Here is a 17,542-nt window from a genome sequence, read left to right as displayed (position 1 = left end):
AGCGTCCCTACGCAGGGCGGTTGGAGGAGTGTGTTACACGGCCCCGACCGGACTCTCAAAACGGTCCTCGCAGCGGACGCGCGCCGTGGGCTGTCAGGAGGAGGGGGGCCGTGCCCGGTCGGTGGGGGCCCGCATCTGTGGTCCGGCCCCGTCTCCCTTTTCTCAGTGAACGGCCCCGGGCGCGTGGCCCATCCAGCGGAGGGAACGAGCGACGAGCGAGGGACCGGGGCCGGCAGGGTTAGTAGTTGTAGCCGGCCGCCTCCTCCTCGGTCGCCTCTACGCCGAGGCCGTTGGTGATGCGGTTCACGAAGTTGAAGTACGAGGTCACGAGCACGATGTCGAGCACGGCCCGGTCCGACCAGCCGGCGTCGCGCAGGGCATGCACGTCCGCCTCGGCCATGGCGCCGGGGGCGGCCGTCAGCTTCTCGGCCACGGCGCACGCCGTGCGGAGCCGATCGTCGAGGGCGTCGAGCGCGGTGTAGTCGTCGGCCAACTGGTGTACGCGATCCTCGTCCTGCCAGTAGGCCTGGAGCGCCTCGGCGTGGTGGCGGACGCAGTAGTCGCACTCGTTGGCGGCGGAGACGACGACGGCCATCGCCTCGCGGTCGGCCCGGCTCAGGGGGGAGGCCCCGAACAGGACGGCGTCGTAGAGGTCGAGGTGCTCCTTCAGCGCCGCGGGGTTCTGGCTGTGCACGGTCAGGACGTTGGAGACCTTGCCCCGCTGTTCGGCGATCGTGTCGTAGAGTTTTTTGAGGTCGCCGGTGGCGTCCTCGGGGTCGATGACGTCGATCCAGGCCATATGAGGCTGTGTGTGGGGTGATGAGTGGACGCGCGGGACGCTGTGTGTCGGCTGCGGCTCCGCAGTTACGGCGCCCCGTGCCGGGGCCCCGGGCGGGAGGAGCGAGGGCTATCCCTCGCCCAGGGCCCCAGTCGACACCTGAAGGTCAGCCAGCCGGTCGCGCAGGTGGTTTTCTACGATCAGCGATCCGATGTTGAGCGCCGAGGTGGCGGCGGGCGAGGCCGCGTTGATGACGTTCACGACCCGGTCGGTCTCGCGGATGAGGAAGTCGTCGACGAGAGTGCCGTCGCGCCGGAGGGCCTGCGCCCGCACGCCGGCCCAGGGCTTCGTGAAATCGTCCAGTTGCACCTCGGGGATGAGCTGGCGGGCAGCCCGCAGGTAGACCCGCTTGCTCATCGACTGGAGCAGCTCGCGGAGGCCCTTCCGCCAGTGCCGGGCGGACAGCTTCCGAAAGCCCGGGTACGTGAGAATCTCCAGGAGCTCCCCCCCGTCAATGTTGGTGAGGCCGTACCCTTCGCGGGCAAACGCGAGGACGGCGGTCGGCCCGCACTCCACGCGCCCGTCCACCGTCGGGGTAAAGTGGACCCCCAGGAACGGGAAGGCCGGGTCGGGCACCGGATAGACGAGGCGCTCGCAGAGGGACCGCCGCTCCGGCACGAGCTCGTAGTACTCGCCGCGGAACGGCACGATCTTCGTGTTCAGGTCCTGGCCGCTCATTGCGGCGATGCGGTCGGCGTAGAGGCCGGCGCAGTTGACGGCATGGCGCGCCTGCACGGCGCCGGTCGTGGTGTCGACCGTCACGTGGTTTGGGGTAACGTGCAGGTCGCGCACGGCGGCCCCGGTCCGGATCGGGTGCCCACGGTCCCTCACGCGGGCGGCCAGGGCCTCGGCCGCCGCCTCGTAGTCGACGATGCCGGCCGCCGGCACGTGGAGCCCCGCCACGCCCTGCACGTGGGGCTCCAACTCGTGCAGGCGCTCCGGGCCGAGGCGGGTACAGTCCACCTGGTTCTGGCGGCCCTTGGCCTCGATCCGCTCCAGCTCGGGGACCTCGCTCTCGTCGGCGGCCACGATGACCTTGCCGCACATCTCATAGTCGACGTCCTCACGCTCGCAAAACTCGACGAGGGCGCGCTTGCCCGTCCGGCAGTTCTCCGCCTTCAGCGAGCCGGGTTCGTAGAAGATGCCCGAGTGAATCACCCCGGAGTTGTGGCTTGTCTGGTGGGCCGCCACCCGGTCCTCCTTCTCCAGTACGGCGACGGCTGCGTCGGGGTACTGCTCGGTGAGGCGGTAGGCCGTGGCGAGGCCCACAATTCCGCCCCCAATGATGGCAACGTCGTAGGTTGGCATACAGCAATGATCGATCCAGTGCAAAGACCGCGAGGCGCCCCGAAAGGCTCCAGGGACGTGGGCCTTAAGGTACAAAGACGACGCACACTGAAAAGTGCGTAGCGGCCCCCGTCGAGTGCCCGCCGGTCTGCCGGGAGGGGCGACGTGTCCGCCAGAGAGGCAACACCCGAGCCCGCGGAGAGTTTAGGCGACGCGTCCTCGAATCAGCGTCCTCAGTCCCGTGCGCCAGCCGCTCCACTGTCTGTGTCTCGCGACTGGGCTCGCCCTCGGCGTGCTTTTCGTCGCCGGGGCGGGGTGCGGAAAGACCGACGGGGCGCCGCCGGCAGCCGCCGATACGCTTGCGCCGTCGGAGCCCATCTTCGACGTGCGCTCCGTGACGCTCGATGCCCGCAACCGCCCCGACTCCAGCCTGCTCGTGCGGCTCCGCGACCTCGGCGTGACGCACCTCACCCTGGTCGCGTTCGGGTGGCAGAAGGCGCCCGACGTGCCGACCGTCCGGGCCGACACGGGCGACGGCTGGTACAGCGAGTCGCACCGGGGCGTCCGCACCCTCGCCCGCCAGGCCGACGCGTTGGGGATGGGCGTCATCCTGAAGCCGCACCTGTGGGTGGGCGGGTACGACGAGGCGCAGGACCGGAGCGACATCGGCTTTGACACCGAGGCCAACTGGGCGGCCTGGGAGGCCGACTACCGCCGCTTCCTCATGCTCTACGCCCGCCTCGCCGCGGAGGTGGACGCCGACGCGCTCGTGCTGGGGACCGAGCTGACCCGGTCCGCCACCGAGCGGCCGGATTTCTGGCGCGGCCTCGCCGAGGCGGCCCGCACCGTCTACGACGGCCCCCTCACCTACGCGGCCAACTGGCACAAGGCGTACGACAGCATCCAGTTCTGGGACGCGCTCGACTACGTCGGCGTGCAGGCCTACTTTCCCCTCACGGACGCCACGGACCCGTCGCTCGCGGCCCTCCGGACGGGCTGGGGCCCGCACCGGGCGGCCCTGGCAGAGATCCACGAGCGCACCGGGCGCCCCGTGCTCCTGACAGAGGTCGGCTACCGGAGTGCCGAAGGGGCGGCAGCGCGGCCCTGGGAATGGCCGGAGCGCGACGACGGCGCGGCGCCCGACGCGGCCCTCCAGGCCCGTTGCTACCGGGCCTTCCTGTCCACCGTGGGCCGGGCGCCCTGGCTGAAGGGCGGCATCATCTGGAAGTGGCACCCGCCGGCCGAGGTGGAGGGGCCGACCGCCTTCACCCCGCAGGGCAAGCCCGCCGAGCGCGTCCTGCGCCGTTGGTTCACGGGCGCGGCGCCCTCACCGTCGTAGGCGCCCTCGCGGCGGCCGGCAACGGGGCCGCCCGATGCACTCTCCTTTGCACAACCCCTACAGCCTCGCATGGTCTCCGACCTGTTCGCCCCCGACGCGTGGACGCCCGTCGACGGGTTTGACTTTGACGACGTCACCTACCACCGCTCGGTCGACCACGGCACGGTCCGGATTGCGTTCGACCGCCCCGAGGTGCTGAATGCCTTCCGCCCGCCGACGGTGGACGAGCTGTACCAGGCCCTCGACCACGCCCGCCAGTCGCCCGACGTGGGCTGTGTGCTCCTCACCGGCAACGGGCCCTCGGAAAAGCACGGGAAGTGGGCGTTCTCCTCGGGCGGCGACCAGCAGATTCGGGGCCCAGACGGGTACCAGTACGAGGACGAGGCGGGCGATCCCGACGCGACGCGCCCCGGGCGCCTGCACATCCTGGAGGTGCAGCGCCTCATCCGCTTGATGCCCAAGGTGGTGATTGCCGTGGTGCCGGGGTGGGCCGTGGGCGGCGGCCACAGCCTGCACGTGGTCTGCGACCTGACCCTCGCCAGCGCCGAGCACGCCACGTTCAAGCAGACCGACCCCGACGTGGCCAGCTTCGACGGCGGCTTCGGCTCGGCCCTGCTGGCGCAGCAGGTGGGACAGAAGAAGGCGCGCGAGATCTTCTTCCTCGGCAAGGACTACTCGGCGGACGAGGCGGTCGACATGGGCATGGCCAACGAGGCGGTGCCGCACGAGGAGCTGGAATCGACGGCGCTCGACTGGGGCGAGACCATCAACGGCAAGAGCCCCACGGCCATCCGCATGCTCAAGTACGCCTTCAACATGGCCGACGACGGGCTCGTGGGGCAGCAGGTGTTCGCGGGGGAGGCCACGCGCCTGGCGTACATGACCGACGAGGCGCAGGAAGGCCGCGACGCGTTTCTGGAGGGCCGCGACCCGGACTGGAGCGACGTGCCGTGGCACTACTGAGAAAGGCACCATGGTGCACGGGCACGAGGGCAAACGCGCGGTGATACTGCCAGGCACCACGACTGTCGGAATGCAGGGAGCGGAGGGTGGGTTCGTCTCCACGGTCTGCTGGTGCGGCTGATTCGGGCCGGGATGCAATTCATGGACGGAGCCCGCTGGCGGTTGCGTTCGAGGGAGGCTCTGATGTAGCTTGTGTTTGGTTTTCACCTCACATCCCGTCCTCGCGCCTTCCCGTCGGTTCTAAGTTGTCGTCGATGCACCTCTCGTCCGTTCGAAGCTCCTTCCTATCCCGTTGCGCATCCACTCGTGTATCTACGTGCTCGTTGCTCCTCGTTAGCGCGGTGTTGATGGCCGTGGTCGTGGGGCGGCCCGCGGCGCCCGCGTTCGCGCAGGCGGCCGGCGACGAAGAGGGCCGGGTCGGCGGCCCGGGGGCGGCCAACTACGAGCTTGCCGAGCGCTTCGCCCCGTACAGGGTCGAGGACATGGCCTACGACCTGACCGTCGAGCCGCAGTGGATCGAGGGCCGGGAGGGGTTTTGGTACGACTTCGAGACCGCCGCGGGCACGCGCTACTGGATCGTCGACCCCGACGACGGCACGCAGCGCGAGCTGTTCGACCGTGAACGCCTGGCATCCGAGCTCACGCGCATCACGCAAGACCCTTGGGATGCCAAACACCTGCCCATTGAAAACATCCGGTTCGTCGATGAGAATACGCTTCAGTTCGACGTGACCTCCTCGCAGGAGGTGAAGGACGAGAAGGACAGGGAGGAGAACCAGCAAAAACAGGACAAAGAAGGCGCCGAGGCCGACGAGGAGACCGAGCAGAAGGTCTTCCACTTCGAGTACGACGTCACGACGCAGACCCTCCGCGAGCTCGAAGACTACGAAGAGCCGGACGATCATCCCGACTGGGCCAACGTCTCCCCGGACGGCGAGACGGTCGTCTTTGCCCGCAACTACGACCTCTGGATGATGGATGGGGCGGCGTACGAGAAGGTGCTCGATGCCCGCCGAGGCGAGGATGGGGAGGACGCGGAAGAAGCCGTCGAGGAGCTCGACCTGGAGGAGACGCGACTGACGGAGGACGGCGAAAAGTACTACAGCTACGCGGCCAACAACGATGGACGGGGGAAAACAGACACGAAGAAGCAGGAGGAGAAAGGGGAGCGCAAGGCGGTCGACATCTCCTGGGCGAAGGACTCGCGTCGCTTTGCGCTCGTCCGGTCGGACCTGCGCGACGTTGAGGAGCTGTGGGTGGTGCACGCGACCGGCAACGACCGGCCCGAGCTGGAGACCTTCAAGTACCCGATGCCCGGCGAGGACAGCGTCGGGCGCGACGAGCTCTGGGTCTACGACCTGGAGGCGATGGAGAAGACCCGGGTCGCAGACACGAGCTGGACGGATCAGAGCCTCTCGATCATCGACGACCGGCAGTTTCGTTATCCCGGCTCCGAGGCACCGCGCCGCCGGGTCTGGCTCTCGGAGGGCTCCGATCGGCTCTGGTACGAGCGGCACAGCCGCGACCGGACGAAAGCGGATCTGGTGGTGGCCGACGCCGAGACGGGCGAGGTCGAGCGGACGGTCGTGGAGGAGCGGTTCAACACGTACTTCCACACCCAGCGCCCGGAGCTGCTGTCAAACGGCGACGTGCTCTGGCTGTCCGAACGGGACGGGTGGTCGCACCTCTACCGCTACGGGCCGGACGGCACGGTGGAGGCCCAGCTCACCGAGGGCGACTGGCACGTCGACGCGGTGGAGGCGGTCGACGAGGAGGCGGGCGTTGCCTACGTCTCCGGCAACGGCCGGGCGGCGGGCGAAGACCCGTACTACGACCACCTCTACCGGGTCCAACTCGACGGGTCGGGGGTCGAGCTCCTAAACCCCGGTGACGCCGACCACAGCGCAACGATGAACGAGTCGGCCCGGTTCTTCGTCGACAACCACAGCCGGGTGGACACCGTCCCCCGGGCCGTCCTCCGAAACAGCGAGGGCGAGGTGGTGACGGAGCTGCAGACGGCCGATCTAAGCAGCCTAAACGAGGCGGGCTGGCAGATGCCGGAGCCCTTCGAGGTGACGGCGGCCGACGGGGTAACGGACCTCCACGGCGTGATGTACAAGCCGTTCGACTTCGACCCGGAGAAGGAGTATCCGGTCATCACCTACGTCTATCCGGGCCCGCAGACGGAGGCGGTCCCGAAGGCCTTCGCCCCGAGTGGGGACGAGGTGGGCCTCGCCCAGCTGGGGGTCATCGTGGTGGTGGCGGGGCATCGGGGCGGCCATCCCGATCGCTCGCGGTGGTACCACACCTACGGCTACGGCAGCCTGCGGGACTACCCGCTCGCGGACAAGAAGGCCACGATCGAGCAGCTCGCGGCCCGTCACGACTTCATCGACGGGGATCGCGTGGGCATCTACGGGCACTCCGGCGGCGGCTTTTTGACGACAGCGGCCCTGCTGCAGTACCCGGACGTGTTCGACGTGGGGGTGGCCTCCTCGGGCAACCACGAAAACAACGTGTACAACCGCTGGTGGGCGGAGACGCACCACGGCGTGGAGCCGACCGAGACCGACTCCGGGGAGGTCTCCTTCGACTTCTCCATCGGGAAAAACTCGGACCTCGCCGGCAACCTGGAGGGGGACCTTCTGCTGACGACGGGCACAATCGACAACAACGTGCACCCGGCCAACACCTATCGGATGGCCAAGGCACTGATCGAGGCCGGCAAGCGGTTTGACCTCTTCGTCTTTCCGGGCCAGCGGCACGGCTACGGCAGCATGGACGACTACTGGTTCTGGCTCCGGGCCGAGTACTTCGCCGAGCATCTGCTGAACGACGGCCGGGACCGTCCAAATGTGACGCCCCTCCAGCAGGAGACGCCGGCCAGTGAGCGGCCCTAACGACCGGAAGGCGAGGCGGAACGGGGCCATTTTCCCAAGCCTTGTTGGTGCGGCGCCCCGAACGTAGATCCGGCGGGGCCCGGCACGACTAACTCTGGCTGAAGGCCTTTCCCCTCCGGATCGTGACCTGTACGTTGGGTGCGGTGTCTACGCCGGGGCCGTCGCCCCGGCTGCCCCGCCGCAGTATCTGTTGTCTCGCAGCCCCCTTATGTCTGTGTCGTCCGTCTCCGCCGCCAACCTGCCCGGCCTCGACCCGGCCGAGGACTTCTCGTTCCGCGACGGCCAACGCGCCTTCCTCGCCAAGCTGGCCAAGGCGTACCAGGAGGGCCGCACCGACCACCTCGGCGTCTTCGTCCCCGGCTACGGCAAGACCCTGACCGCCCTTGCCTCCTTCGCCGTGGCGCGGGCGATGGGCGTGAGCGATACGCTCGTCGTGTTCGTGCCGCGGAGCAACCTGCAGGAGCAGTACGCCGACGCCGACGAGATGGCGCGCATGCTGCGGTGGATCGGGGCGCCGCGCATGCCCTTTTGTGTGGCCGACGCGGACCGCGTGTTCGTCAAGAACCCGGAGATCCCCATCGTCATCGCCACCTACCAGTACGCCTGTGGAGAGTCGGGCACCCGCGACCTGCAGCGCTACTGCAACCAGGGGGCGCCGCTCTTCGTCCTCGACGAGATTCACCACCTGCCGGAGGAGGGCACCTGGTCGCAGGCCGTGGGGCGCCTGCCGTACGACTCGCTCATCGGCCTCTCCGGCACGCCCCTCCGCAGCGACGGCCAGCCCCTCTTCGGCGTGCCGCACGACGTGGTGGCGGGCGACGACGGTCGGGAGCAACTCCACTACCGCGCCCTCCACGAGGTGAGCCTGCGCGACGCCCACGCCGAAGGGCAGATCCTGAAGCGCATCGAGGCGCACGTGATCGACTACACCATTACGATGGTGGAGGAGGACACCGGCGAGGAGGTGGAGGTCTCGCTTGGCGAGCTCAGAGATGAGGTGGGGCGGGACACCTCGCACCTGGACCGCTACTTCGCCCGCCGCAGTCTCCGCTTCCACGACGTCTACCTCGACACGCTGCTGGGCCCGGCCGTGGGGCGCCTCCAGAAGAAGCGGGCCGGCCAGATCGGTGCCGAGGACGGACGCAACCACCAGATGCTCGTCACCTGCATGAGCAACCGCCACGCCGCCGACGTGCTCGACTTCATGGAGCGGCGCTACGGCTGGCTCAGCGCCACCCGCATCGGGCAGGACGTGCCGCGCGACGAGCGGGCGGAGCGCCTGGAGGCCTACCGCCAGGGCGAGGTGGACGTGATGGTGCAGGTGGACATGATTGGGGAAGGCACCGACATCAAAACCATCAGCGTCATCGCCAAGCTCGACCTCGTGAGCGCCCGCTCCAAGACGCTGCAGCAGATTTTTCGGGGCATGCGGTACTACGACGCGTGGGACGAGGACGCCAACGTGTGCGACGTGTTCACGTCCGGCGACCTGGGCCTCTCCGAAACGCTGGCCTGGATGACGCGGGAGGTGCAGGAGGGCCTCCGCCGGCGGACGGAAGAGGGCACCTCGCCGGAAAAGTCCGAGCAGACCGACGATCGCTCCGAGTGGGCGCTGACGGGCGTCAACGAGGGGGAAATCGAGACCCACCGGCTGGAGTTGGAAGACAACGGACGGGACTCCAACCTCCAGGTGCAGCGCCAGCCCTTTGAGGAGTCGGGCTCCGATACGCTCGACCTCTCGGCGCAGGAGGAGGAGCTCCGTCAGGAATGCTCGGAACTTGCGACGCAGGTGGCCTACGCGCTGCAGAACCGCGGGATGGACGTCCACATGCGCGATGTGCACGCCAAGGCCAAGGATCGCTTCCGCAAGGCCCAGTCCGACATGAGCCTGAAATTGCTGAGGCGCAAGAAGAAATGGCTGAAGCGGTGCCTTCGGAGCAAGCGGCTGGTGTAGGCGCCGGCCTTGACAAAGACGGGTGGGGTGGCCGATCTTAACAAGTACGGGTGGACATTGTGGGTGAGGAGGCCCGACCCGTCCGCGCCGTACAATCTCGCCAGCCCCCCGTCTTGCCCCCCATTTGCCATGAATCGTCGTGTGGTGCGTCAGATCCTGATCGCCCTCGGGGTCTTCGCCGGCATCGTCCTCCTGTTCATCGCCATCGCCCAGGTCACCGGATAAGAACGGACGGCGGGGCCCGTTCATGCACGGGGCGGTTGGAGGTCCCAAAGTCGGTCCCACCGAAAGATGCCGGCGTTGTGGCCGTCGTCCCACGTGATGCGGATGCCGACGCTCCCGGCGGGCTCGATTTCGAGATCCGTCCATTGCGGGGAGGCGTCGGGCGGCCCGGCGTCGGGGGCGGGCGGGTCGATCCGGTCGATCGCGTCGCCCTGGCATTCGGCGCACGGGCAGGCGGCCCGGAGGCGCGAGAGGGGAAAGACGGAGGTGTGTCCGTCTGCCCAGTCCACGGTGAGGGTTTGGGCCTTCGTGTCTACCTGGAGCCGGCTCGGCTCGGGCATGTTCATTCGGGACGGAACCGGTCGCGTGCGGGGAAGAGACGGCGGGGCGGGGCCAAATAAAAACGCCGGACCCCTGTAGGGATCCGGCGTGGCATCGCCCAGTGCGATCGGCAAGTCACCCTCGTGGACCGTGCGGCCGAGGCTACTCCTCTTCCTGGAACGGGTATACGTCCTGGAGCAGCGCCTGCAGCTTCGTCCGCCCGCGGTTGATGCGGCTCTTGACGGTGCCCATCGGCAGGCCCGTGATCTCCGCAATCTCGTCGTACGCGAGCTGCTGGATGTCGCGTAGCACCACCACCTCGCGGAAGGCCGGCGGAATCTCGTTCATGGCCTCCTGAATGTAGTGGTCCTGAATCGTGCTCTCCGCGTGCTTGTCCGGCGAGAACGACTCGTCCGGAATCTCCATCTCGTACTCCTCGTTGTCGCGGTTGACGGACTGGATCGACTGCATCCGCCGTCGCTTCCGCTTCCGATACTCGGAGCGCGCGAGGTTTCCGGCGATGGTGTAGAGCCACGTCGAGAACTTGGCGATGCGCCGGTAGGAGTGACGGTTCCGGTGGACGCGCAGGAACGTCTCCTGCAGCAGGTCCTCGCACCGCTTCTTGTCGCCCAAGAAGCGGTAGAGGTACTGCATCAAGCGATCAGAGTACCGTTCCACGAGGATGTTGAAGGCCTCCACGGTCCCGGCTTGGAACTGAGACATGAGGTCCTCGTCGCTCATCTCCTGGAGGGCCTCATGCTGGTTGAAGGCATTCTTGTCCTTCGAGGCGGTCTTTTTGGTGACGACTTCTGCCTTGTCCTTCGCCATGTATGTGGGGGATCGGTCTGTGTAGGAGGAGTGCCGAACGCCAGGAAATTGCTTCCTGGAAGATATAATGTGGAAAGGATTCCGCTGAGTCGCAAGCGGAAAATGCTACAAATCAGCTATGTAGGGGCGTGTTCCCAAACGTGTAACATCGGGACATTATTGTCCGGCAAAATGCGATCCAGGCGGGGGTTTTTTGGGAAGTAGCCCCTAAGATTGTGTGAAGGTCATGCAACTTCCGCCACAGGGTCAGGGGAGGAGCAGGCGACGGGCGATGTGTGGGTCGATTCGTCGGGGCGTCGGGCGGAATCCGGGTGGCGATTCTCTGTTTTGTTTTCCTATTTATGGGGCCTCCGCGCAAATTATTCAACACACATGTCCTTTGTACACCACCATGTGCGACGTTCCGGTGCGAGTCCATCGTGCTCTTCTCATTGTGGGGACTCTTTTGGGTTGGGTGTGCCTGCTTCCTGTTACGGTGCAGGGGCAGGACGGTCCATCCTCGGAAACGGCCCTCGTCATTCACGGGGGGGCTGGGTCGTTGCGCGCCGACGAGATGAGTGACGACCGGGCGGAGGCGTACCGGTCGGCCCTCCGCACCGCGCTGCAGGAGGGCAACGCAGTGCTCCGGGACGGCGGCAGTGCGCTCGATGCCGTCCAGGCCGCCATCACCACCATGGAGGCCGACACGCTCTTCAACGCGGCCCGGGGGGCGGTTCGCACGAGTGAGGGCGCGGTGGAGCTCGACGCCGCCATCATGGACGGGGCCACCCGCAACGCCGGGGCGCTCACGGGGGTACAGACGGTGAAGCATCCGATTCGGCTCGCCCGGGCCATCATGGAGGACTCCTACCACGTGATGTTTGCTCAGGAGGGGGCGGAGGCCTTTGCGGAGCAGCAGGGGCTCGATCTCGTGGAGAACGAGTACTTCATCACGGACGCGCGTCGCTCCGGGCAGGGCCAGGCGCCCGCCGACCCGCCCGCGGCACCGGGGTCGAACGAGAAGTACGGCACGGTCGGCGCCGTGGCGCTCGACGCGGCGGGCAACCTGGCGGCGGGAACGTCGACGGGGGGCATCTCGGACAAGGAGTTCGGGCGCGTGGGCGATTCCCCCATCGTCGGGGCCGGGACGTACGCCCACAATGCATCGTGTGCGGTGTCGGCCACGGGGCAGGGCGAGTTCTTTATTCGCGGCGTGGCGGCCCACAGTGTGGCGTCGCGCATGCAATTCGGGGGGCTTCCGCTCGGCGAGGCCGCCCAGCGCACGATCGACGAGATTGAAGAGCTCGGCGGCGTAGGCGGCGTCATTGCGCTCGACCGCGAGGGCAACATCGCCACGCCCTTCAGCACCGGCGGCATGTTCCGGGCGTATGTCGATCCGGACGGCAACACGGACGTTCGCATCTTCGACACCGGGGGCGCGGAGTAAGGCATCGGAGGCGTCGCTACGCCCCTCCATTGCCGTTCCCGCCCCCCGGCGGGTTGTCCGGCGGGCCTCTGTCGGGCGGATTGCCGTTTCCAGGCGGGTCGCCGGGCGGGCCGTTGCAAACGCCGGCAGGGTTACAGGGAAAAGATGGAGAAAACATGTAGAGGTGAGGTGTCTGCTCCCAGACCGCCACCAAACACAAAAAGCCCTCGCCGCCGAGTGGGCGACGAGGGCGTGGGGCGACGCGGAATGGCAGTGGGGCCGGGCTACGGGGCCACCGCGGGGGCCTCTCGCTTCAGGGCCTCCACGTGGGTCAGCTCCTCCCACGGGAAGGTCGGGCGCCCGAAGTGCCCGTACGCGGCGGTCTTCTGGTAGCGGGGCTTCAGCAGATCGAGCCGGTCGATGATGGCGGAGGGGGACAGCTCGAAGTGCTCCCGCACCATCTCGCAGAGTTCCGTGTCGGGGAGGACGCCGGTGCCGTTCGTCGACACGTCAATCGACACGGGCTCGGCCACGCCGATGGCGTAGGCGAGCTGCACCTCCGCCTCGTCGCAAAGCTCCGCCGCGACCAGGTTTTTGGCGACGTGGCGGGCGGCGTAGGTGGCGCTCCGGTCCACCTTCGAGGGGTCTTTTCCACTGAACGCGCCCCCGCCATGGGCCCCCTTGCCGCCGTAGGTGTCCACGATGATCTTGCGGCCCGTGACGCCCGTGTCCCCGTGCGGCCCGCCGGTGACGAACCGGCCCGTGGGGTTGACGTGGAGGATGAGGTCCTCGTCCAGAAGGTCCGTGGGGAGGGCGCGGGGGAGGAGAATGTCGCGCACATCCTTCCGAATCTTCTTCTGGGGCACCCCTTCGTCGTGCTGCGTAGACACGACAACGGTGTGCACCCGCCGCGGCGTCATGCGGTCCTCGTTGTACTCGATGGTGACCTGGCTCTTCGAGTCGGGCCGCAGGTAGGGCATCTTGTCCGTCTCCTTGCGGATGTGGGCGAGCTCCTGCACGAGCCGGTGCGAGAACGTGATGGGCATGGGCATCAGCTCGTCGGTCTCCCGGCACGCGTAGCCGAACATGAGGCCCTGGTCCCCGGCCCCCTGTTCCTCCCCGCCGTCGACGCCCTGGCTGATGTCGCCGCTCTGCTCGTGGAGGCTGCTGATGACCCCACATGATTCGGCGTCGAACCGGATGCGAGGGTCGGTGTACCCGATGTCCCGGATGACCTCGCGGGCAATCTCCCGCGGCTCCACACGAGCTTGAGACGTGATCTCGCCGCTGAGTACGACGAGCCCGGACGTCACGAGCGTCTCCGCGGCCACCCGGCTGTTTCGGTCTTCGGCCAGGTGGGCATCGAGGATGGCGTCCGAAATCTGATCGGCGATCTTGTCGGGGTGGCCCTCCGAGACCGACTCGGAGGTGAAGAGGTAAGCCATGAACAACAATCGGTCCGTGAGAAAAACGCGCCGCCTTAAAAACGGCTCCGCTCCGAAGAAGGGACAAACGACTACGCCCTAAGCGGAGGCGAAAGGAAAGTTTCGAAATCGACCGATAACATAAGACCCGGGGGCGTTATTGCCAACGTTGGATTGTAAAGACACGCCCAACACGGCCCACGGCCGGGTTCCGCGAGTGCGAAGCTTGCATCAAACGTTGCTTCTCCACGGGTCCCGTTGTACTTTAGCGTGGCTGAATACCCCCTGCCCCGGCAAGCCCGAGGCGATTTTGGGCTCGGGTCCTCCCAGCGGGAGGACGCGTCGTTCGGGGTGGTAAATCGCGTATTCACTCATCTGCCTACTTCTCATCAACGAAACTGCCAACCATGGCCAGCGACATCGAAGAGACGGTCAAGTCGATCATTGTCGACAAACTGGGCGTCGACGAAGACGACGTGACGTCGGACGCTTCCTTTACGAACGACCTGGGCGCGGACTCGCTCGACACCGTCGAGCTCATTATGGAGTTTGAGAAGGAGTTCGACCTGACGATCCCGGACGAGGAGGCCGAAGAGATCGCGACGGTCGGCGACGCCGTAGGGTACCTCGAGGAGAAGGCGTAGTCCCTCTGCTCCTGCGTTCCGGTGAGCGCCGTCCCGGAAGGGCCGGACGGCTCGCCGGGCGTTTGTGTTTTGGGGCACAGGGTCGGATTGGGCGCGGGCCGCGTACACTGTATAGGCAGTCGCAACCACACAAAGCATGGCAGGCACGTCACGTCGCGTCGTCGTTACGGGCATGGGGGCGCTTACCCCCCTCGGGCTCTCGGTGGAGGAGTACTGGCAGGGGCTCGTGGAGGGGGAGAGTGGCGCCGCCACCATCGGGTCCTTCGATCCGGAGGGCCTTCGGGTGACCTTTGCCTGCGAGCTCGACGGCTTCGACCCGGAGGACCACCTTCCTGCCAAGCAGGCCCGGCGCGTGGACCCGTTTAGCCAGTACGCCCTCGTCACCGCCGACCAGGCGGTGGCGGACGCCGGCCTCAACCCCGACGGGATGTCCCAGGACGAAAAGGACCGGATCGGGGTCGTCTACGGCACCGGCATTGGGGGCATCAAAACCTTTCGGGACCAGGCCGAAGAGTTCATCGAGGGCGGGGAGAAGCGCACGTCGCCCTTCTTCATCCCGACGTTGATTCCCGACATTGCGGCCGGCCAGATCGCCATGGCGCACGGCTTTCGGGGGCCAAACCACGCCATGGTCTCGGCCTGCGCCACGGGCAACCACAACATCGGGGACGCCTACCGCATGATCCAGCGGGGCGACATGGATGCCGCCCTCTGCGGCGGCACCGACGCCTGCGTGACGCGGCTCGGCATTGCGGGCTTTGCGAGCATGCGGGCCCTCTCGACGCGCAACGACGACCCGGCCCGGGCGTCGCGGCCGTTTGACGCTCACCGGGACGGCTTCGTGATGGGCGAGGGGGCCGGCGCGCTCTTCATCGAAGACCTGGAGCGGGCCAGGGCCCGGGGGGCCACCATCTACGCGGAAATCGAGGGCATTGGCATGTCCGCCGATGCCCACCACCTGACGGCCCCCGACCCGGAGGGGGGCGGCGTGTGCCTCGCGCTCAACCGCGTGCTCGACAACGCCGGCTTGGAGCCGACCGACGTCGACTACATCAACGCCCACGGCACGTCGACCCCCCTCGGCGACGAGGCCGAGACGAAGGCGCTCAAAAAGGTGTTCGACGACCACGCGTACGACCTAAACGTGTCCTCGACGAAGAGCATGACGGGCCACCTCCTCGGGGCCGCGGGCGCCATTGAGGCCATCGCCGCCATCCAGGCCCTCCGGCACGACGTGGTGCCGCCGACCATCAACTTCGAGGAGGCCGATCCGGCGTGCGACCTGGACTACACGTTCAACGAGGCCGAGGAGCGGCCCGTGAGCGTGGCCCTGTCCAACGCTTTTGGCTTCGGCGGGCACAACACCTCCCTCGCCCTCCGCGCCTACGACGAGTGACGACGGGGGCGGTCAGGCCCCTTACCGGAACACGATCTCGTCGACCAGTTCGGCCTCGAGCGCGCCATTGAGGCGATCGCGCCACTTGCGCCGGTTCATGTGCAACTCTTGACGCCAGGCGGCCGAGGTGATCTTCACGTACAGCGTCGAGCCCTTCATCCAGGCCGACTCGGTCACGCTGTTGATCTTCTCCCCCGCGAGGCTCGCCCACGTCTCGACGACGCGGGCCTCATCGACCTCCTCCTGAACGCCGAGCTCGTCGATGACTTCCTTGAGAACCTCTCCGAGGGGACGGGGGCCGTCGGCGGGCATGGGGACGGCGAAATAATCAGGGGGGAGTGTGGGTTTGTGTCTCCTACGCCGGGCGTGTCATCGTGTGCCGGGGCCGCCGGGGCGTTACCTTCGTCCGGCAGTGGGCGGCCCTGTTGGCGTCACGGCTCGTCGCCTATACGATCGGTGTTCTCCCGTACCCAACCCTGGTCCCTCCGGAATGACCGCCTCCTCCTTTGCTCGTTTGCTCGGGGCCGTCGCCCTCGCCGGGCTCCTGTCCGGGGCCGGGCCCGCCGCTGCCCAGACCGCCCCCCCCGCCCCCATGGACACCGTGGAGGTGGGCCTCACGGAAACGGTCGTCCGGGCCCTGGAGGAGAGCCCGGAGGTGGACCGGCGCCAGGCCCAGAAGCAGTTTGCCACGGCCCGGAGCGAGGAGGCCCGCGCCAACCGGTTCCTGACCGACGTCTCGCTGAGCACGGCCCACTCGTTCGCGCCGGGGCTGGACAACGTCCCCGACGGGGTTTCGGGGGACCGGCTGTACCTGCAGCCCGGCGTAACCAACGACTGGTCGCCCAGGGCCCTCCGCCCGTTCAGTCGGTTTGAGATTGCGGTCCAGCAGCCCCTCTGGACCTGGGGCGAGCTGTCGGGGTCTATCGAGGCGGCCCGGCGCGGGGTCGACGTGGAGGCCGCCCGCGTGGAGCAGAAGGCCCTGGAGGTGGCGGTCCGGGCCGGCGAAACCTACTACGGGCTGATTCTCACGGAGGCCCTCGACCGCCTCGCCGACCGGACCCAGGAGGTCATCGACCGGGCGAAGCGGGAGATCAACCGCCTGCTCGACGAGGGCGACGAGGGCGTGAGCCAGTCGGACCTCTTCCAGACGCGCCTGACCGAGGAGGAAACCAAGCGTCGCATCGTCGAGATCGAGCAGAATCAGAAGACGGCCCGCTCGGCCCTGCGGCGCCAGCTCTTCCTGTCGGATCGGATGTGGGTGGAGCCGGCTGCCGACGAGCTGCAGCCCCTCTCGTTCGCCATCCACCCCGACTCGCTCGACTACTACATCGGGCGGGCCCTGCAGAACCGCCCGGAGGTGGAGCAGGCCGCGGCGGGCGTGGAGGCGCGCCGGGCGCTCGTGGACGTGGCCCGGTCCGACTACTACCCCACGATCGGCCTGCAGGCCACCCTGTCCCAGAGCATCACCCTCCCGGAGCGACCGAACCCCGACAATGCCTTCGTGGGCGACTCGTTCATGGGGACGGGCACGCGCAGCGGCATCGGCATTCAGCAGAACCTCAACTTCGGACAGACGCGGGCCCGGGTGGAGCAGGCGGAGGCGGAGCTCGACGCGGTGCAGTACCAGCGCACCGCGGCCGAGCAGCTCGTGCGGTTCGAGGTGGAGGAGGCCTACCGGTCGCTCCTCACGGCCAAGGCGGCCGTCGAGTCTCGCGACCGTTCCACCACCATCGCCGGCGAGTGGCTCCGGACCGAGCAGGTTAACTTCGACCTCGACCTGGGGAACACCGAGGACCTGGTGAAGGCCGTGCGGGCCGACCTGCAGGCGCAGGCCGAGTACCTCCGGGCGGTGCGGCGGTACAACGTGGCCGTGCTCGATCTCCTGCGGGCCACCGGCACGCTCGCCGACCGGGCGCAGAGCGGTACGCTTCTTGAGACCAGAGACGAGCAGGAATAGCCGGGGCCGAAATTGGTGCACGAGACGCCCCGCGATCCACCGAGACAAACGCCGGCCCCTACAC

General features: G+C 67.7%; 14 protein-coding genes. 8 read left to right on the top strand and 6 right to left on the bottom strand.

Annotated features, from left to right (window positions below):
• Positions 1-238: 238 nt before the first annotated feature.
• Positions 239-799, bottom strand: a complete 561-nt coding sequence (locus OJA40_RS07475; RefSeq protein WP_208427247.1) for a peroxidase-related enzyme — start codon at positions 797-799, stop codon at positions 239-241.
• 108 nt (positions 800-907) lie between these two features.
• Positions 908-2,146 (bottom strand): L-2-hydroxyglutarate oxidase, encoded by a 1,239-nt coding sequence (gene lhgO, locus OJA40_RS07470; protein WP_263810241.1) that lies wholly within the window; start codon positions 2,144-2,146, stop codon positions 908-910.
• Positions 2,147-2,366: 220 nt separating this feature from the next.
• Here lhgO and OJA40_RS07465 point away from each other — a divergent pair, with 220 nt between their 5' ends.
• The 4 genes from OJA40_RS07465 to OJA40_RS07450 all read left to right on the top strand — a co-directional run bounded on the left by OJA40_RS07465 (position 2,367) and on the right by OJA40_RS07450 (position 9,281).
• A complete protein-coding gene (locus tag OJA40_RS07465) occupies positions 2,367-3,464 on the top strand; it encodes a glycoside hydrolase family 113 (protein ID WP_263810240.1) in 1,098 nt (365 codons plus the stop codon).
• A 69-nt stretch (positions 3,465-3,533) separates the two neighbouring features.
• Positions 3,534-4,427 (top strand): 1,4-dihydroxy-2-naphthoyl-CoA synthase, encoded by an 894-nt coding sequence (locus tag OJA40_RS07460; RefSeq protein ID WP_263808826.1) that lies wholly within the window; start codon positions 3,534-3,536, stop codon positions 4,425-4,427.
• 323 nt (positions 4,428-4,750) lie between these two features.
• Positions 4,751-7,327 carry a S9 family peptidase gene (locus OJA40_RS07455; protein WP_263810239.1) on the top strand — a complete coding sequence of 859 codons (2,577 nt, stop codon included), beginning with the start codon at positions 4,751-4,753 and terminating at the stop codon, positions 7,325-7,327.
• 208 nt (positions 7,328-7,535) lie between these two features.
• Positions 7,536-9,281, top strand: a complete 1,746-nt coding sequence (locus OJA40_RS07450; RefSeq protein WP_263810237.1) for a DEAD/DEAH box helicase — start codon at positions 7,536-7,538, stop codon at positions 9,279-9,281.
• Between the two features lie 245 nt (positions 9,282-9,526).
• Here the strand turns inward: OJA40_RS07450 and OJA40_RS07445 are convergent, their stop codons facing one another.
• Both OJA40_RS07445 and OJA40_RS07440 read right to left on the bottom strand, forming a co-directional pair.
• A complete protein-coding gene (locus tag OJA40_RS07445) occupies positions 9,527-9,844 on the bottom strand; it encodes a DUF971 domain-containing protein (protein ID WP_263808823.1) in 318 nt (105 codons plus the stop codon).
• Positions 9,845-9,986: 142 nt separating this feature from the next.
• Complete coding sequence (locus OJA40_RS07440) at positions 9,987-10,652, bottom strand: RNA polymerase sigma factor (RefSeq protein ID WP_013062898.1); 666 nt, start codon at positions 10,650-10,652, stop codon at positions 9,987-9,989.
• Between the two features lie 391 nt (positions 10,653-11,043).
• On the opposite strand from OJA40_RS07440, the gene OJA40_RS07435 reads away from it, so the two are divergent.
• A complete protein-coding gene (locus OJA40_RS07435) occupies positions 11,044-12,078 on the top strand; it encodes an isoaspartyl peptidase/L-asparaginase family protein (RefSeq protein WP_263810236.1) in 1,035 nt (344 codons plus the stop codon).
• Positions 12,079-12,341: 263 nt separating this feature from the next.
• Here OJA40_RS07435 and metK read toward each other — a convergent pair whose 3' ends face one another.
• Positions 12,342-13,502 (bottom strand): methionine adenosyltransferase, encoded by a 1,161-nt coding sequence (metK, locus tag OJA40_RS07430; RefSeq protein ID WP_208427493.1) that lies wholly within the window; start codon positions 13,500-13,502, stop codon positions 12,342-12,344.
• Between the two features lie 386 nt (positions 13,503-13,888).
• Between metK and OJA40_RS07425 the strand changes: the two genes are divergently transcribed.
• Together OJA40_RS07425 and fabF are read left to right on the top strand one after the other, a co-directional pair.
• Positions 13,889-14,125, top strand: a complete 237-nt coding sequence (locus tag OJA40_RS07425; RefSeq protein WP_011405458.1) for an acyl carrier protein — start codon at positions 13,889-13,891, stop codon at positions 14,123-14,125.
• A gap of 136 nt (positions 14,126-14,261) precedes the next feature.
• Positions 14,262-15,521, top strand: a complete 1,260-nt coding sequence (gene fabF, locus OJA40_RS07420) for a beta-ketoacyl-ACP synthase II (protein ID WP_208427492.1) — start codon at positions 14,262-14,264, stop codon at positions 15,519-15,521.
• Between the two features lie 21 nt (positions 15,522-15,542).
• Here the strand turns inward: fabF and OJA40_RS07415 are convergent, their stop codons facing one another.
• Positions 15,543-15,833 carry a DciA family protein gene (locus OJA40_RS07415; protein ID WP_011405456.1) on the bottom strand — a complete coding sequence of 97 codons (291 nt, stop codon included), beginning with the start codon at positions 15,831-15,833 and terminating at the stop codon, positions 15,543-15,545.
• 178 nt (positions 15,834-16,011) lie between these two features.
• Here OJA40_RS07415 and OJA40_RS07410 point away from each other — a divergent pair, with 178 nt between their 5' ends.
• Positions 16,012-17,478 carry a TolC family protein gene (locus OJA40_RS07410; RefSeq protein WP_263808820.1) on the top strand — a complete coding sequence of 489 codons (1,467 nt, stop codon included), beginning with the start codon at positions 16,012-16,014 and terminating at the stop codon, positions 17,476-17,478.
• Positions 17,479-17,542 lie beyond the last annotated feature (64 nt).

The sequence above is a fragment of the Salinibacter pepae genome (assembly GCF_947077775.1).
GTDB lineage: Bacteria > Bacteroidota > Rhodothermia > Rhodothermales > Salinibacteraceae > Salinibacter > Salinibacter pepae.
Note: the sequence above shows the minus strand (reverse complement) of the source record. Positions and strands in the feature narration are given on the sequence as shown.

Bases quoted from the DNA above. Each gene is read 5' to 3' on its own strand.
- OJA40_RS07475 (WP_208427247.1), bottom strand. From the start codon at position 799: ATGGCCTGGATCGACGTCATCGACCCCGAGGACGCCACCGGCGACCTC.
- lhgO (WP_263810241.1), bottom strand. From the start codon at position 2,146: ATGCCAACCTACGACGTTGCCATCATTGGGGGCGGAATTGTGGGCCTC.
- OJA40_RS07460 (WP_263808826.1), top strand. From the start codon at position 3,534: ATGGTCTCCGACCTGTTCGCCCCCGACGCGTGGACGCCCGTCGACGGG.
- OJA40_RS07450 (WP_263810237.1), top strand. From the start codon at position 7,536: ATGTCTGTGTCGTCCGTCTCCGCCGCCAACCTGCCCGGCCTCGACCCG.
- OJA40_RS07445 (WP_263808823.1), bottom strand. From the start codon at position 9,844: ATGCCCGAGCCGAGCCGGCTCCAGGTAGACACGAAGGCCCAAACCCTC.
- OJA40_RS07440 (WP_013062898.1), bottom strand. From the start codon at position 10,652: ATGGCGAAGGACAAGGCAGAAGTCGTCACCAAAAAGACCGCCTCGAAG.
- OJA40_RS07435 (WP_263810236.1), top strand. From the start codon at position 11,044: ATGTGCGACGTTCCGGTGCGAGTCCATCGTGCTCTTCTCATTGTGGGG.
- metK (WP_208427493.1), bottom strand. From the start codon at position 13,502: ATGGCTTACCTCTTCACCTCCGAGTCGGTCTCGGAGGGCCACCCCGAC.
- OJA40_RS07425 (WP_011405458.1), top strand. From the start codon at position 13,889: ATGGCCAGCGACATCGAAGAGACGGTCAAGTCGATCATTGTCGACAAA.
- fabF (WP_208427492.1), top strand. From the start codon at position 14,262: ATGGCAGGCACGTCACGTCGCGTCGTCGTTACGGGCATGGGGGCGCTT.
- OJA40_RS07415 (WP_011405456.1), bottom strand. From the start codon at position 15,833: ATGCCCGCCGACGGCCCCCGTCCCCTCGGAGAGGTTCTCAAGGAAGTC.
- OJA40_RS07410 (WP_263808820.1), top strand. From the start codon at position 16,012: ATGACCGCCTCCTCCTTTGCTCGTTTGCTCGGGGCCGTCGCCCTCGCC.